The sequence below is a fragment of the Streptomyces sp. CB01635 genome (assembly GCF_002803065.1).
In the GTDB taxonomy this organism is placed as follows: domain Bacteria; phylum Actinomycetota; class Actinomycetes; order Streptomycetales; family Streptomycetaceae; genus Streptomyces.
Genome location: NZ_NNBL01000008.1, coordinates 16,159 through 29,068, shown reverse-complemented (window position 1 = coordinate 29,068; position 12,910 = coordinate 16,159). Strand labels below are relative to the sequence as shown.

Genomic DNA, 12,910 nt, shown 5'->3' with positions numbered 1-12,910 from the left:
CGCGCCATGAACGGCCGATCCACACTCAACCGTCTCCTCATGGCCCTCAGCGGCCTGGTGCTGCTGGGCGGCGGTCTGCTGATCCTCACCGCAGGCCTCGACCTCTACCGCCGGCTTCACCTGGCCGCGCCTGCCGGCTGGCCCCTCACCACGCCCCACGACGTCCTGCTCAGCAACGTCGACCGCATCGGGTGGAGCGACCAGGGCTGGTGGTGGTGGCCCGCCGTCATCGCCGGCCTGGTTCTGGCCGCCGTTTTCGCCCTGCTCTGGCTGCTCGCACAGTTGCGCCACCGCCCCGGTTCAGTGCACCTGGGCGGCACGCCTCCACCAGAAAGCGTCGAACTGCGGGGCCGCGCCCTCAGTGATGCGGTCACCGCCGAAGCGCGTGCCCTGCCCGGCGTCGAGCAGGCGAGCACCCATGTCACCGGACGGGCGGCGCGCCCCAGCCTCCACGTGGCCCTCACACTGACGGATCACGGCACGCCCGCCCCCGTCCTGCAGGCCCTGTGCCACGGCCCCGTGGCGCATGCGCGCGACTGCACCGGGTTGCCCCACCTGGCCACCCGGGCACGACTGGACGTTGGCAAGCACAAGGCGCACCGCGCCGATTAGAGCGCGGTCATTGGGTGCAGCGAAGGCCCGCGGATGGGTGGCCCTCCCATCCGCGGGCCCGGGCTACCAGTAGTGGCGTCGTCCTGCGACGGCGTGGCCCATGGCGCCCAGGATCCACAGAATGGCGCCGATGACGAGCACGATGATCCCGATGGTCCACAGGATCGAGAGGCCGGTCAAGAACCCGACAACCAGCAGAATCACTCCGAGAATGATCATGGTGTCCTCCAATGAGGCATGGTGCTATCTCAACTGTGAACCTTCCAGGCCCGGAGAGAAAGCGGGCCGGCAGAGCCCGGCTGAAGGCCACGCGTTGCTGCTTCACTTCGTGGTGACGCCTTCGGGTGAGCCGCCCGCTCAAGGCCTCACGGCGCACTCCACGTGCCGAGTCCAGGGCCGTCCGCGCTGCAGTTGTCATGGGAGCCGATGCATGCGGCGGCGATCGGAGCCCATTTGGCCGGCAGCAGCGGTCTGCTCACGGGGAATACCCCCGGGGGCAGGCAGAGCGGCTGCCGCCACCGTCGGTCAGCGAGACGGTCCCTCCCTTGGGCACCTCTCAGCGACGTCTGCATGCCCGATATGACCGCTCCGGCCGTGGATGGGAGAATTGGACACCACCGGCAAGGCGTGTGTAGGTAGCCCCGACAGGACAGGCAGGTAGAGGTCATGCCCAAGCAGCCGAAGCCGTCCGAGCCCTCACACGGAGAGGGGCCGAGTCGGCACAAGGGCACTCAGCACGGCTGGTCGCCGGATGTGGACGAGACTCGTCAACAAGAGAATCCGAGCGCCCACCGCTCCTTCCACCCGGAGGAACACGCCCCCGCGAAGGGGCCCGGCAGGAAAGTCTCCAAGGAAGAATCGAAAAGCGTCCCCGGCGACACCGCCAAGAGCACCGGCCGCCGCGGCGAACAGCAGAGCAAGGGCTCAGACGAAAAGGGTATGCACGACACCGGTCGCAGAGGCCGCTCACAGCGTCCCAGCGGAACCAGGGACGCCTCCGCGTCGAGCGGGGTGGACCCCCAGAACCCACCCGGCACACGCAGCGAAGGTTAGGCAGCTCGACGAAACTGGTCGTGATCTTCGTAGGAGCGCGGAGCGCATGACGTGCCGCACATAGCGTTCGTGGTGGCGCGGCAGCCGTCCCCGACGATTTGATGAAGTAGCAGCAGGCGACTGACGAATCGCACGCGCGCGGGCGGGCGTTGCGGGAACGGTTCGGCTCGCCCATGAGCAGGGCGTGCACGTTCTGCTGCAGCGCATGATGCACGGTCAGATCAACGATGAGTTCGGCGCGCCGCAGCAAGAGACACGCGCTGGTCCGCTGCTTCCGCGCACCGTGCCGTACCTCGGAGGCCAGGACCGGGCCCGTCCGCCCGTCCGCCCGTGCGGAACCGGTGCGCCAAGGAGGTTCCTCGGGCGCTGGCACTGCGGCCAAAGGCGCGCTGCTCGATGCCGCCTGACCGGTACACCGCGCAGCGTGATGCATGCCCTGAACAACCAACTTCACTTACCGTGACAGGATCGGCGCGATGATGTGTTCACCCACACGTTAGGGGCGATGACGACGCTGTCGTAGCCCGGGAGGGTTCTGGGTGTCAGCGGGGCGGCGCCCATGAGTTCCGCGAGCGTCAGGTGCTGCAGCCGTCGGGCGCTCGCGCGGTAGAAGCGCTGCTGGGTGGTGCGTCCGAAGGCCGCGAATCCGGCGTGGATCAGGGGGTTGGCCAGGGGCGCTCGCCGCGAGTAGCCACTGATACAGAACTCCACGGCGCCGGTCCGCAGTCGCTTGACGACTTCGTAGGTGAGTTCACCCTGTTCCAGGTGGCCTTCCAGGGTCTGATATGACCAGCCCCACGCGCGCGATTCCTCCCCGCTGCAGCTGCGCGTCTCATCGATCACGGAGGTCACTCGTACGCCCATGTCGAAGCGGAGTCCGGCGAACCGGCCTTCCAGGAGCATGTCGCGGCCGAGCAGGGTGTCGTCGGCGCTGTAGATGGCGCGCAGGATGGCCGGATCCGCGAACTGGTAGTCGCGGACCAGGCGGCAGGCGATCTCCCAGGCACCGCCCTGTTGCGGGTCGCCGGCGGGTTCGCGGGCGAGCGGGTGGCGCAGGGAGTCGAGGCTCCAGCACGCCTCCCGGGTGGGGAGGCTACGGCTCTCGGGCAGAGGCTCGTAGTTGACCTGACAGTCGGCCAGTTCACGCAGCGCGGCCACGGCCTTCGCCCGGTGCAGCCGTCGCTCGCGCAGCATGTGTGCCTCACCGAGGCGGGGCGTGTACGGCCTGGTCGAGGTCGCGCAGTGACTGCGCCATGAGCCAGAGTGTGGGTGCCCACAGGCCGACGAAGAGGGCGCGTCGCTCGGCGTTGCCGCGTTCGTCCTGGTCGAAGCTCGCGGCGCGCATCCAGAAGACGGTGCACAGGCCCACTGAGCCCATTGCGGCAAGTTGCAGTTGCGCACTGCGCAACCCCCATCGGTGCATCACCTGTGCGACGTCCGCCATTCAGCCCTCCTGAATCCGCATCAGCATCGAGGACACGCGGGCGGCGCCTCGAAGCGGCGCCCACCTCGTGCTGTCATGGAGAAATGTCGGGACAAAACGACAGTAGCAGTGCCACCACTCGCGATGGCCAACCTCAGCTCCGCAAACCGCCGCCGAGGCGGCGGCTGGGCACGTTGCTGCGCTTCCCCATGGGGGTATTGCTGGTTTCCTGGGAGTACATGTGGCGGGTTACCGCACTGCACCGCACCGAGGGGAGTGGCGACGCCGGCGATCTGCCCCCTCCGCTGCCGGCGGCACACGTCGATGAGTTCACCAAGCCGCTGGCCGATGGAGTGGGCCCGATGTTCCATCGGCGCTTCAGCGTCCGAATCGAGGGCGCGGCGATGGGTCCCGAGGAGCTGATCGACGCAGTGGCGGCGGATCTGAACGGACCGGCGCCGTCGACCGTTGCGGTCTTCCACAGGACGCGAGGCAAGCAGGGCAGCCCCGCACGTCCCGGCGACGAGTACCGCGTGCAGATGCCGGGCCCCTGGGACGGTCCTGTCCGCGTGCTCGACCGCGACGCGCTCTCGATCAGGTTGGGAACGCTTCGTGGGCACTTGGAGGCGGGACAGATCCAGTTCTGGGCCGGGGCCGACGACGACGTGCTGGAGTTCGGCGTCGAGGCATGGTCGAGGGCGGGGGACCGCTGGGCCGACGTCTTCTACAGCCGGCTGCGGGTGGCCAAGGAGATCCAGTTCAACATGTGGGTGCATTTCTGCCTCGGCGCCGCCGGCATGGCCGGCGGACGCCCGCGGGGCGGCGTCACCATCGACACGCGCCGTGTTTCGCTGGATCTCTTGTAGACAGCCCGTGTGTCGCTAGTGTCCTGCGCCGGAGATCCGTCGGCAGAAGCGGGCGAGTCGAGGATCTCTTCGGCTGTCTTGGTCCAGGTGAACGGGGTTGGATTCTCGTTCCACTGCTTGACCCAGGAGCGGGACTGCGCCGTAGCGGTCCTGGCGGCCCGGCGCTTCGAACTACGTGGCCGGGCCCTGGGCTTCAGGCGGCCGCCCGAGCACGAGCTGGGGGAGATCCGGGACGGGATCTTGTACGGGAACCGAATCGGGGTGCAGTGGCGCCATCCGCCCCACGGCTTCCCGCCCTGGGAGACGGTCTACGGTGCAGGATTCGGTCATCGGCACCCGCCTGCTCGACGAGGTCACCAAACCACCCACCTCACGTTGCGCAAGGCACGGATGGACGGCGGCTGCCGCCAGCACCTCGTGAACACACCGCAGGCATGGGAACCGACATGGACGGCTGATGCTCCACCGCCGCCTGGGCCGCGACTACGGAATGAAGCAACGGGCGAAAACGACCTCGCACCGAGGGCTACGGCAGTCCCCAGCACTGGGGCCAGGATCATCGCCGGGGGATGTCTTGGGCGGCGGACCGGTCCACCGACCGCCGGAACGAGCGTAGTTGTCCGGCCAGCGCCTCCGGCTGCTCCATCGGCATCATGTGCGTGCCGGGGTCGAGCAGTCACACCCGGAGATGCCGGCGGCGGTCTGCCGCATGGTCTCCGGCGTAGCCGAGCTGTCCTGCTCACCGGCGATTGCGATGGCCGACACCGTGATCTGAGGGAGCCGGTCCAGGATGTCCAGGCGGGCCGTGGCGCGCCAGGACGCCGCCCAGTCCTCGACCCGGTCCCGGCGCACACATGCGCGCGCGTAGCGGACGGCCCAGCCGTCGGTGGCGATCCTCTCGGGCGGGAACCAGCGCATCAGCGAGACCGGGACCTGGGCCTCCATGCCGTGCAGTTCAGCGGACTCGGCGCGGGCGTCCAGCATCTCCAGTGGGGACTTCGCCGCGGTTGCGATCAGCGCCAGGGGCCGGCCCGGCCCGGGGTGGGCGAGTGCCCGATGCTGGGCGACGGCTCCACCGTAGGAAGCCCCGTAGACGTCGGCCGCGGGGACAGCGAGGGCCTACAGCAGGCTCGCTGCGTCGTCGGCGAGTTGGTCGACGCCGGTGGTGAGTGGTGTGCCGCGGGAGAAGCCGTGTCCGCGCAGGTCGTAGGCGATCCCGGCCGAGGCCGGTCAGCCGGGGCAAGGCCTCGCGTCAGAACCGGTGGTCCACTGCCGGAGCCGGTCTCGTATGTCATGGGCCGTCCTCTCCTTCCCTGAGGTTGCAGCATCCGGAACGTGCCCGTCCTGATCATCGCCGGCGAGGAGGACAGCCAGTTCCCCCGTGCACGTTGGTGCGGAAGACGGCCGACGCCATCGAGGGCAGCACCTTCCGCGTGCTCCAGCACACCGCCCACCTTGCCGCGCGTGAGAATCCCGTGGCCGTCAACGCCGAAATCGATGCGTTCGTCGCCGCCCTGCCCATCGCTGCCTGATCAGGAGACCACGACCATGACAGATACCGCACACGCGACCGCCGTACCCGACTGGGTCCTGAAGTTCATGGAAGCGATCGACACTCTGAACTTCGATGAGGGCTTCGCGCCACTGACCGAGGACACCGACATGTACTTCGGCACCGCACACATTCACGGCGTCGAGGCCATCAAGGCGTTCTTCGTCAAGATCGACGCACCGCTGAACATCACCCATGAGGTCCTGGAGTACTGGGCCGCCGGCGACGGCGTCCGCCTGCTTCGTGGCGAGGCGACCATGGCCAAGAAGAGCGAGCCGGACCAGGTGGTGCGCGCCCCGTTCATGCACATCTTTTACCTCGACCAGGAAGAGCCGGTTCGCGTCCGGGCGCTCCGCATCACCGCGGGCCCGCTGCAGACCGACGCCGTGATGTAACGACAGGCACCTTCCGACGTCGACGTCGCCGCCCCACGCAATGTGCACGGCAGGCCCGCGTGAAGCTCCTGCGCGGCCCTTGCGGGCGCCGATGACCCTATCCATGACCCGCACCACGGGCGCTCGCGCGGGGAAAAGCGGTCAGCGGCTTTCCCAGTGGGGTGGGCGCTTTTCGGCGAAGGCGTGAGCTCCTTCCTGCGCGTCGTGGGACGCGAGAACCGGTGCGACGAGCTGGTCCTGCTGGCGGAAGGCGTCCTGGTCGCCGTATGCGGTCCGCTCGTTGACCGCGCGTTTGACGGCCGCGATGGACAGCGGGGCGTTGCGCGCGATGCGGTGGGCCACTTCCACGGCTTTGGTGAGCGTCTCGCCGGGTGGGGTGAGGTGGTTGACGAGGCCGAGCTGATGAGCCCGTTCGGCGGGCAGAGGGTCGCCTGTGAGGAGGATTTCCACGGCGATGTTGCGGGGGATGCGTTCGGGCAGGCGCACGATTCCTCCCTCGGGGGGAACCAGGCCGAATGTCACCTCGCTGAGGCCGAAGGTGGCGTCCTGGGCTGCCACGATCAGGTCGCAGGCGAGTGCCATCTCGGTGCCGCCGCCCAGCGCCCAGCCCTCGACGGCAGCGATGAGCGGGGTGCGGAGCTGGGTCCGTGTGAGGCCCGCGAAGCCCCGCCCGGGGATGACCGGGGTGTCTCCCTTCGCGAACGCCTTGAGGTCCATCCCCGCGCTGAAGGTGCCGCCAGCACCGGTCAGCACACCGACCATCAGGTCGTCGCGGGCGTCGAGTTGGTCGAAGGCATCGGCCAACGCCCGCGCGGTGGCGCCATCGACGGCATTGCGTGCCTTCGGCCGGTCAATGGTGATCACAAAGACACCGTCGCGTTCCTCGGTGTGCACGGTGGGCGCATCGGTTGTGGGTTTGGTGGTCATGGTGGGGCTTCCTTGCCTTTCCCGCCGGTGTGGATCGTCGAACCGCTGACGACGGAGGGCTGCTCGTCGTCCAGTGCCGAGTGCGGTTGGATTCGGACCACTGCTAGCTCGGGATCGCTCCGCCGGTACGCAGGGATGCGATGTCGTCGGTGCTGAAGCCGAGTTCTGAGAGGACCTCTTCGTTGTGCTCACCCAGATCGGGTGCCGGCCGTGGGGGAACCTTCTGTTCCTGGTCCAGGTGAACGGGGCTGTTGAGGGTCAGGTGTGGCTCGCTGCTCCCGTCCTCGATCGGCACCACGATCTGGTTGGCCAGGAGTTGGGGGTCGTGAGCGCATTCCTCGAGTGTCTGGACGACTCCGTAGGTGAGGCCTGCGGCGTCGAGTACCTCGCGCCACTCGGCCAGGGGACGGGTGGCGAACCGCTTGTCCAGCAGAGTGACGATCTCGGCGGCGTGGGCGCGACGGCTGACGGTGTCGTGGAACCGGGGGTCCTCGACGGCCTCGGGGTGGCCGATGGCCTCTAGGAAGAGCGGCACTTCCTTGCCTTCGTTGGCGAAGGCAAGCAGGATCCAACGGTCGTCCGCGGTGCGGTACACGTTGGCCAGGGCGTTGGGTGGGTCGGAGCGTTCGACGGGGCGCGGGGGTTTCCCGCCGAGCAGCGCAGCCTGCAGCCACATCCCTGCAGCCCAGGCGCCTTCGGCGATCAGGGACGCGCTGACGCGTGCGCCCTGGCCGGTCTTCTCACGCCGGTACAGGGCCGTCATGATCCCGGCGAACAGGGTGATCGCGGTGGGGTGGTCGCCGGAGCCGAACACGTTGATGGCAGGGGCAGCGTCGCGCTGGCGAGTGAAGTCCATCAGACCGCTGCGTGCCCAGAATGCCGTGACGTCAAAGCCGGGCAGGTGCGCGTCGGGGCCTTCCTCGCCGAAGCCGGTGACGTCGGCGTAGATCAGCCGGGGGTTGACGGAGGAAAGATCGTCGTAGTCCAGGCCGAGCTTGGCCCGGGTGCGGGGCGGGAAGTTGGTGACCAGGACATCGGCCCACCGCACCAGTCGTTCGAGTACCGACCGGGCGTCGGATGATTTCAGGTTGAGCTCGATGCTGCGCTTGTTGCGGTTGTCCAGCTGCCAGGGGTAGTTGACCCCTTCGACCTGCGGATTGGGGGGCATCCGGCTGAGGCCGCGGTAGCTGTCGCCGGTGTGCGGTGGTTCCACCTTGACGACATCGGCCCCGTAGTCGCCGAGGATTGTGGCCGCGGCCGGCCCGGCGATGAAGCTGGCGATATCAACGACGTGCAGTCCCTCCAGCAAGGGCGTGTTCTCCATGACAGGTTCCTCTTCCGCGGGGTGTCCGGCGGACATGTAGGTGTCCTCGCCGCCGACGCTGCCCGCACGTGGGCCGCCAGGGGAGGCGCACGGTGGGCGACGCAGCGGTGAAGCGGGTACCGACGTGGCCGGTCGCGCAGTCGCAGGCTCGGCGCTGCGTGGCGAGGGGTGCGTACCGGTCTAGTGGTGGCCGTTGGGAGCCATGGGCACGAAGGCGCTGTATCCGGTGATGTCGCGGCCGACGATCAGCGCCTGCACGGTGTCGGTGCCCTCGTAGGTGTCGATGGCCTCGATGTCGCACAGATGCCGGGCCACGTGGTAGTCGAGCAGGATCCCGTTGCCGCCGAGCATGTCGCGAGCGTCGGAGAGGATGGCGCTTGCACGTTCCGTGTAGTGCATCTTGGCCAGCGCGACCCGCGGCATCGAATACTTGCCTTCGTCCATGAGCTGGCTGAGCCGGTACTGCATGCACACCATGTCGGTGATGTCCGCCAGCATCCGCGCCAGCCGGTACTGGACGAGTTGGAAGGCCGCCAGCGGTACGCCGAACTGCTTGCGCTGCTTGGCGTAGGCGAGGGCGGTCTCGTAGCCGGCGATGGCGGCGCCGATCGACTCCCAGGCCACGCAGAAGCGCGAAGCCAGCAGGACCTTCTCGGTGTCCCGGAAGGTGTTGACGTTCGCCAGGCGGTTCTCGGCGGGCACGCGGACGTCGGTGAGGGAGATCTGCGCGTTCTGCACGCAGCGCAGCGCCGTCTTTCCGGTGATGACCTCGGCCTCGAACCCCGGGGTACCCTTCTCGACTACGTAACCGCCCACGTGGCCGTCGTCACCGCGGGCCCAGATGATCGTGTAGTCCGCGAAGGTCGCGTTGCCGATCCAACGCTTGTGGCCGTTGAGCACGTACGAGTCGCCGTCCCGGTGCGCGGTCGTTTCCAGCTTGACCACGTCCGTGCCGTGGGCAGGCTCGGTCAGACCGAAGGCGCCGATCTTCTCCAGACGTGCCATCTGCGGCAGGAAGCGCTCTTTCTGCTCCTCCGATCCCAGCAGCGCGATCGACATCATGGCCAGCGCCGAGTGCACCCCCATGAACGTGGACATGCTCAGGTCACCGCGGGCCAGCTCCATGATCACCACACCGGCCGTCACGTTGCTCATCCCGGGCGAACCGTATCCGGGAATCTGGAAACCGGCGATGCCCAGCTGCGCCAGCTTTGGGACCAGCTCGTGCGGGAATTCCGCCCGCTCCCAGTAAGGGTTGATGATCGGGGTGACCTCATCGTCCATGAAGTCCCGCACCTTCTGGCGGAGGGCCTGCTGCTCATCCGTGAGCAGGTCGTTCAGCAAGTAGTAGTCCGTATTCTCGGGGCCACCCAGCACGGGGGGCTGGACGACCGGATGCCCGTTCCCGGGGCCGACAGTGGTGACATCGACGGGCATCATCGTGTCCTGGCGTTGCGCGTTCATCCGTCCGACGCTCCTTCTTATTCGACCTGGGTCCGATCCCTCCCCATAACACGACGCTAGGGGCCGGCCGGAGAGAAACCATCGGACGCGGAGCACGAACTTTTCGAAGGAATTCGTGCCCGCGACCCGATACACCCGGGGTGACCGCCCCGGCACAGAAAGGCGTTGAGGCGTGAGGCGTGGAATGCAGGTAACTGTCCGTCGCCTGACCCGCATTGGCGACCTCCCCGCCGGGACCGGCTGCTGAAGATCTTGCCCGGTTGAGCTGGATGGCACGGCCGGGACCGTCGCGATAGCGTGACGATATGGCTGTGGGCAGCGTTGCAGCAGAAGAGTGCCTGTCTGCCGTGGCGTCGAACGTCGCTGCACACACGCCGGAGGTCAGCCGCGACGTGTGGGAACTCGTGATTGCCGAAATCCCGCAACTGAGAGGCGACGGGATAATCCTCAACACTCTTAAAGCGAGCGTCGAGGAGAATATCGCCACATTGCTGCACGGTTTCGAGAACGTCATGCCGCTGGACAATGTTGAGGGGCCCGCGGCTGCTTTGGATTATGCGCGTCGGCTGGCTCAGCGCAATGTTCCCATCAGCTCGCTCATCAGGTCCTACCGGCTCGGACACTGCCGATTCCTGCAGTGGTGCCTGGACGAGCTCCGCCGTCAAGGACCCGATGAGGATGTCTGCACGGCTACCGCGCGCCTCATGCTGGAGTTGAGCTTCGGATACATCGACCGCGTCAGCGAACGAGTCATTGAGGTCTACCAGCTGGAACGGGATCGTTGGCTGCTGGGCCAGACAGCCGTACGCGCCGTACGTGTGCGAGAGATCCTCGCCGAGAAGCATGTGGACGCCGACTCGGCGGAATCAGCCCTCGGCTATCGCATACGTCGGCATCATCACGTAGGGATGGTCCTCTGGCTGCCTCAGCGGCCCCTTGGTGGTGAAGGCCTCGCCCGGCTCGACCGGCTGACAAGCCGGATTGCCGAGGAGCTCCACTGCTGTACCGAGCCGCTGTTCGCCGCCCGGGAGGAAACCCTGGCATGGGCCTGGCTGCCCTTCGGCTCGCCCCGCGACCTTTCCTGGGACGTGCTGGCGAGCGCGGTCGAGGACGGGGACGCCACCGTGAGGGCAGCCGTGGGGGACGTGGAACCCGGCGTCGAAGGCTTCCGCCGCACCCATCGCCAGGCTTTGCGCGCGCAGGAACTCGCCATGGTCGCGGGTCCCGGAGCCCGGGTCACCGCCTACGCCCAGGTCGCCCCGATCGCACTGATGTGCGCGAACATTGAGGACGCACGCGCCTGGGCGTGGAGCGTGCTGGGTGCCCTGGCCTTCGACGATGAGCACTGCGCACGACTCCGGGAGACCTTGCAGATCTTCCTCGCCACCGGCTGCAGCTACACCGCCACCGCCAGCCAGCAGATTCTGCACAAGAACACCGTGCAGTACCGCATCCGCAAAGCCGAGGAAGCCCTGGGGCGGCCTCTGCAGGAACGGCGTCGCGACCTGGAGCTGGCGCTGCTCGCCGTTCAGTACCTCGGCTCATCATTCCTGCGAACGAACCCCTCCTGAGCATGATGCTCACGACCTCCCCCGGGGAGTCAGCTCATCGATCGCCCGGTTCGCTCGGCGGGACGATCTCCCGCTTGAGGATCTTGCCAGTGGAACCTTTCGGCAGCGCGTCCACGATCCATACCTTCCGCGGGTACTTGTACGCGGCGACCTGCCGCTTGACGTAATCACGCAGTTCATGAGCTGTGGCAGCGGCGCCTGGCTTGAGAACGACGGCGGCGCCGACCTCCTCGCCGAGGTCAGGATTGGGCAGGCCGATGACTGCGGCTTCGGCCACCGCAGGATGCTCGTACAGCACGTCTTCGACCTCGCGCGGGTACACGTTGTACCCGCCACGAATGATCAGGTCCGTCTCCCGGCCGACGATCCAGAAGTATCCGTCTTCGTCGACCCGGCCGAGGTCGCCGGTGTGGAACCAGCCGTTACGGATCGCGGCGGCCGTGGCCTCGGGACGCTGCCAGTACCCCTTCATCACATTGTGTCCGCGGATCGCGATCTCGCCGGTTTCGCCCTGCGATACCTCGTTGCCGCTGTTGTCGACCACCCGCATCTGGACGCCGTGGATCGGGGTGCCGATCGAGCCTGGCTTGCGCCGGGCGTCCAGGCGGCTGAACGAGGCGACCGGTGAGGTCTCCGACAGCCCGTAGCCTTCGAGCACGACACAGCCGAACGCGGCCTCGAAGTCCCGCAGCACCTGGACCGGAATGGCCGCGCCACCACAGACGGCCAGCCGGAGCGCGGAGACGTCGTACGCGTCCCGGTCCAGCGGCTGCAACAGTCTGCTGAAGATCGTCGGTACCCCGGCGAAGACCGTCACCCCGTGCTCGGCCAGCATCCGCAGCGCCTGCTCGGCGTCGAAGCGCGGCAGCAGCGTCAGACATGCACCGGCGGTGACGGCGGCGTTGAGCGTGCAGCTCTGCCCGAACGCGTGGAACAGGGGGAGCCCACCGAAGATCACGTCGTCCGAGGTGAGGTGAAGCAACTCTGCCGCCACGACCTCGCAGTTGCGGGTGAGGTTGGCATGGGTGAGTTCGGCACCCTTCGGCTGACCGGTCGTCCCCGATGTGTAGAGGATGACCGCGGTGTCGTCCTCGTGCCGCTCGATCACGTCCTCGGCGAGTGGAGCGGACGCGAGCAGCGTGTCGAATCCGCCGGGATCCACGACGACCGCATCGGCCCCGACCTGCTGTGCGCCGGTCCGTACCTCGTCGGCGAAAGCGGGCCGGGCGAACAGCAGCCGGGCACCTGAGTCGCGGAGGTAAAAGGCGACCTCCCGGGACTTGAGCAGGGGGTTCATCGGAACGACGATGCCTCCGGCCCGGAGCACGCCGAAGTAGGCGATGGCGAATTCCGGACTGTTGGGGAGCATGATGGCAACTTGGTCGCCTGGCTTGACGCCTCGGTCGCGGAGCAGTCCCGCCATGCGCGCGCTGACCTGGTCAAGCGCGCGATACGAGAGGATGTCATCCCTCAGACGTAGCGCGGCGCGGTGCGGGTAGGCACTGGCGCTTCGTACGACATGCGACGCGAGGTTCATGGCAGAGTCACCCTTCAGCATGCTTGCCTTCGTCGGCCGCCGGCCTCAGCTGGAGCGGCAACATCGCCCACGCCGCCCTCGTGCCCAACGGAACCCGCAAGTGATCGCCGTCGAGATCACCTCATTGGTTGCGGCTTGCGCGCTGCGCCCTTCTCCATGGCGACGTTGGCGTCCCGTTAGCGGGAC

At 67.7% G+C, this 12,910-nt stretch carries 14 protein-coding genes; 6 read left to right on the top strand and 8 right to left on the bottom strand.

Going from position 1 to position 12,910, the window contains the following annotated elements; translation table 11 throughout:
• Positions 1 to 6 precede the first annotated feature (6 nt).
• Entirely contained in the window at positions 7 to 612 is a 606-nt protein-coding gene (locus tag CG723_RS22105) for an alkaline shock response membrane anchor protein AmaP (RefSeq protein WP_100595218.1), read from the top strand.
• Between the two features lie 63 nt (positions 613 to 675).
• On the opposite strand, the gene CG723_RS46940 is transcribed toward CG723_RS22105, so the two are convergent.
• Positions 676 to 831 carry a DUF6131 family protein gene (locus tag CG723_RS46940; RefSeq protein ID WP_199841846.1) on the bottom strand — a complete coding sequence of 52 codons (156 nt, stop codon included), beginning with the start codon at positions 829 to 831 and terminating at the stop codon, positions 676 to 678.
• A 447-nt stretch (positions 832 to 1,278) separates the two neighbouring features.
• Between CG723_RS46940 and CG723_RS47655 the strand changes: the two genes are divergently transcribed.
• On the top strand, positions 1,279 to 1,665 hold the full coding sequence (locus tag CG723_RS47655) for a hypothetical protein (RefSeq protein WP_100595217.1): 387 nt from the start codon (positions 1,279 to 1,281) through the stop codon (positions 1,663 to 1,665).
• Positions 1,666 to 2,115: 450 nt separating this feature from the next.
• Here CG723_RS47655 and CG723_RS22095 read toward each other — a convergent pair whose 3' ends face one another.
• On the bottom strand, positions 2,116 to 2,859 hold the full coding sequence (locus CG723_RS22095; protein ID WP_100595216.1) for a DUF1990 family protein: 744 nt from the start codon (positions 2,857 to 2,859) through the stop codon (positions 2,116 to 2,118).
• 7 nt (positions 2,860 to 2,866) lie between these two features.
• Positions 2,867 to 3,043: a hypothetical protein gene (locus CG723_RS22090; protein ID WP_227292845.1), complete on the bottom strand. Its 177-nt coding sequence runs from the start codon at positions 3,041 to 3,043 to the stop codon at positions 2,867 to 2,869.
• Between the two features lie 239 nt (positions 3,044 to 3,282).
• Between CG723_RS22090 and CG723_RS22085 the strand changes: the two genes are divergently transcribed.
• Positions 3,283 to 3,954, top strand: coding sequence for a DUF1990 family protein (locus tag CG723_RS22085; RefSeq protein ID WP_234374443.1), 672 nt, complete (start codon positions 3,283 to 3,285; stop codon positions 3,952 to 3,954).
• A 651-nt stretch (positions 3,955 to 4,605) separates the two neighbouring features.
• Here the strand turns inward: CG723_RS22085 and CG723_RS46305 are convergent.
• On the bottom strand, positions 4,606 to 4,938 hold the full coding sequence (locus CG723_RS46305) for an alpha/beta fold hydrolase (protein WP_159032506.1): 333 nt from the start codon (positions 4,936 to 4,938) through the stop codon (positions 4,606 to 4,608).
• A gap of 404 nt (positions 4,939 to 5,342) precedes the next feature.
• On the opposite strand from CG723_RS46305, the gene CG723_RS22075 reads away from it, so the two are divergent.
• The gene (locus tag CG723_RS22075; protein WP_234374442.1) at positions 5,343 to 5,486 is read left to right on the top strand and encodes a hypothetical protein; all 144 of its coding nucleotides are present in this window, start codon (positions 5,343 to 5,345) and stop codon (positions 5,484 to 5,486) included.
• Between the two features lie 16 nt (positions 5,487 to 5,502).
• Positions 5,503 to 5,901, top strand: a complete 399-nt coding sequence (locus tag CG723_RS22070; protein ID WP_100595212.1) for a nuclear transport factor 2 family protein — start codon at positions 5,503 to 5,505, stop codon at positions 5,899 to 5,901.
• A 141-nt stretch (positions 5,902 to 6,042) separates the two neighbouring features.
• Here the strand turns inward: CG723_RS22070 and CG723_RS22065 are convergent, their stop codons facing one another.
• From CG723_RS22065 to CG723_RS22055, 3 genes are all read right to left on the bottom strand, one after another.
• Positions 6,043 to 6,828, bottom strand: coding sequence for a crotonase/enoyl-CoA hydratase family protein (locus CG723_RS22065; protein ID WP_100595211.1), 786 nt, complete (start codon positions 6,826 to 6,828; stop codon positions 6,043 to 6,045).
• A 103-nt stretch (positions 6,829 to 6,931) separates the two neighbouring features.
• Positions 6,932 to 8,152: a CaiB/BaiF CoA transferase family protein gene (locus CG723_RS22060; RefSeq protein WP_100595210.1), complete on the bottom strand. Its 1,221-nt coding sequence runs from the start codon at positions 8,150 to 8,152 to the stop codon at positions 6,932 to 6,934.
• Positions 8,153 to 8,332: 180 nt separating this feature from the next.
• Entirely contained in the window at positions 8,333 to 9,616 is a 1,284-nt protein-coding gene (locus CG723_RS22055) for an acyl-CoA dehydrogenase family protein (RefSeq protein ID WP_234374441.1), read from the bottom strand.
• A 305-nt stretch (positions 9,617 to 9,921) separates the two neighbouring features.
• Between CG723_RS22055 and CG723_RS22050 the strand changes: the two genes are divergently transcribed.
• Positions 9,922 to 11,187, top strand: a complete 1,266-nt coding sequence (locus CG723_RS22050; protein WP_100595209.1) for a PucR family transcriptional regulator — start codon at positions 9,922 to 9,924, stop codon at positions 11,185 to 11,187.
• A gap of 34 nt (positions 11,188 to 11,221) precedes the next feature.
• Here CG723_RS22050 and CG723_RS22045 read toward each other — a convergent pair whose 3' ends face one another.
• The gene (locus tag CG723_RS22045; RefSeq protein ID WP_100595378.1) at positions 11,222 to 12,724 is read right to left on the bottom strand and encodes a long-chain-fatty-acid--CoA ligase; all 1,503 of its coding nucleotides are present in this window, start codon (positions 12,722 to 12,724) and stop codon (positions 11,222 to 11,224) included.
• Positions 12,725 to 12,910: the final 186 nt, after the last annotated feature.

Bases quoted from the DNA above. Each gene is read 5' to 3' on its own strand.
- CG723_RS46940 (WP_199841846.1), bottom strand. From the start codon at position 831: ATGATCATTCTCGGAGTGATTCTGCTGGTTGTCGGGTTCTTGACCGGC.
- CG723_RS47655 (WP_100595217.1), top strand. From the start codon at position 1,279: ATGCCCAAGCAGCCGAAGCCGTCCGAGCCCTCACACGGAGAGGGGCCG.
- CG723_RS22050 (WP_100595209.1), top strand. From the start codon at position 9,922: ATGGCTGTGGGCAGCGTTGCAGCAGAAGAGTGCCTGTCTGCCGTGGCG.
- CG723_RS46305 (WP_159032506.1), bottom strand. From the start codon at position 4,938: ATGCTGGACGCCCGCGCCGAGTCCGCTGAACTGCACGGCATGGAGGCC.
- CG723_RS22065 (WP_100595211.1), bottom strand. From the start codon at position 6,828: ATGACCACCAAACCCACAACCGATGCGCCCACCGTGCACACCGAGGAA.
- CG723_RS22045 (WP_100595378.1), bottom strand. From the start codon at position 12,724: ATGAACCTCGCGTCGCATGTCGTACGAAGCGCCAGTGCCTACCCGCAC.
- CG723_RS22070 (WP_100595212.1), top strand. From the start codon at position 5,503: ATGACAGATACCGCACACGCGACCGCCGTACCCGACTGGGTCCTGAAG.
- CG723_RS22105 (WP_100595218.1), top strand. From the start codon at position 7: ATGAACGGCCGATCCACACTCAACCGTCTCCTCATGGCCCTCAGCGGC.
- CG723_RS22095 (WP_100595216.1), bottom strand. From the start codon at position 2,859: ATGCTGCGCGAGCGACGGCTGCACCGGGCGAAGGCCGTGGCCGCGCTG.
- CG723_RS22060 (WP_100595210.1), bottom strand. From the start codon at position 8,152: ATGGAGAACACGCCCTTGCTGGAGGGACTGCACGTCGTTGATATCGCC.
- CG723_RS22090 (WP_227292845.1), bottom strand. From the start codon at position 3,043: ATGGGCTCAGTGGGCCTGTGCACCGTCTTCTGGATGCGCGCCGCGAGC.
- CG723_RS22055 (WP_234374441.1), bottom strand. From the start codon at position 9,616: ATGAACGCGCAACGCCAGGACACGATGATGCCCGTCGATGTCACCACT.